This is a genomic window from Streptococcus thoraltensis DSM 12221 (genome assembly GCF_000380145.1).
Classification (GTDB): domain Bacteria; phylum Bacillota; class Bacilli; order Lactobacillales; family Streptococcaceae; genus Streptococcus; species Streptococcus thoraltensis.
This window is the reverse complement of sequence record NZ_KB904627.1, coordinates 1-1,614: the sequence shown is the minus strand read 5'-3', so window position 1 is coordinate 1,614 and position 1,614 is coordinate 1. Positions and strand designations below refer to the sequence as shown.

At 39.2% G+C, this 1,614-nt stretch carries 1 protein-coding gene; it reads right to left on the bottom strand.

What is annotated here, in order from left to right:
• Positions 1-93 precede the first annotated feature (93 nt).
• Positions 94-1,551 (bottom strand): IS1182 family transposase, encoded by a 1,458-nt coding sequence (locus A3IA_RS0108955; protein ID WP_018380982.1) that lies wholly within the window; start codon positions 1,549-1,551, stop codon positions 94-96.
• Positions 1,552-1,614: the final 63 nt, after the last annotated feature.

The window sequence follows — 1,614 nt, the reverse complement described above, 5'->3', positions numbered from 1 at the left end:
GAGCCCACTGAAAAAGTCAAAGTTCTACAGTTTGACTGAAATGAAAAAAGAGGAATCTATCTCATAATTGGGGAGATTCCTCTTTGCTTTTCCTTATTTTTGATTTATTAGAGCCACAATCCTTTTCATATTAACCACAAATATGGTTGTGGCGGCTTGCAACTCCATGTTGAAAAGACCTGATGCCCTAGCCACATCAAGACCATGTCTGTGTTTAAGCTCCGCATTTTTAGCTTCTATCTTGTAGCGATGTTTAGACTTTTCTTTAAAATAGGATGTTTCCTGAAACCTCTTCTGAAAAAGATGTTCATCGCTCTTAAGGGTTATCGAATAAGTCTTAGACTTAGCCCCTTCTTTATAACAACCCACTTTTGTAGGGCAGGTTTGACAGTGATTAATGTCAAAATAGTGGGTTTCCTGAGGATTATATTTCCCCGTCGTTCTCCCTGTTCTTGCCTTCCTTATCGCCATATGCCCTTCTGGACAAACAAAAAGACCTGCATCCTTGTTATAGACAAACTCTTCTTCCTTTTTGCGGAAACCTCTTGAAACAGCTGGATGTAGCCTAGCAACTAAATGCACCTGTTCTTTTTTGGTAAATTGAATATTATCCTTCCCAGAATAGGCCTTATCCCCAACAATAGCTTCGATTGTTACACCATTCTCCTTAGATTTTTGATACAACTCTTCTAAAACAGGACCATCACTTTTTTCGCCAGACGTCACAATACAGGCTGTGATAATCCGCTCATCTGTCATGGCAAGATGCTCTTTATACCCGTAAAAGGAACTATCCGCTGACTTATGACCAATTCTTGCTTCTTCTTTGACAGAAGCTTCCAAGTGCTCAAAGTCATCCTCCACAGCTTCTTTGAGGTAATTAAGTTTGTGTGAAACAGCTGGTATTCCAGTCAATTCGTCATGTTTCTCGATGATTGATATTAATTCTTGTGTATATCTTAATTCAGCTACTAGAGTATCTTCCTGGGGCTTACGAGGAAATGCTGTTTTAAGATCTTCCGAACACTGGTAAATCGTTTTACGCAAGGCTTTTGAGCGTTCTCGGAGGACTTCTTGGGGGTTTTTGTGATTGTAATGAGCTTTGGTATGAGTCGCATCTACAATGAGAATATTGCTTTTAATCAAGCCAAGTTCTATTGCAATCTGAACAGATTTAGCGATGAGGAAATCGAGTAAGCGTTCGTCTTTAATTCGAAGTTTTCGAAATTTTGTCAATGAAGACGGTTCAATAACAGGGGCTTCGGGAGCTAGACCAAGGAAGTATTTGAAGGCCATATCAGAAAAGGAGCGCTCCACCACATCTACATCGGACAACTTGTAAATATCTTTTAGTAAGAGATACTTGAACATCATGATAGGAGAGTAGGCACGACGTCCGAAGTCAGGTTGATAATTCTTTTCCAGCTCATCATAAATAAAGCTAAAATCACAGAGTTCCGTTAGCTGCCGTAAAAAATGAGTTTTAGGAACAACAATATCATACAGAGTAGAATAGGGACTAACATCTAAAGTCAACTGATTATCAAGCATATCATCACCTCAACTTTAGTATAGCAAAAAAAGCCATCAAACGATGACTTTTTCAGTGGGCTC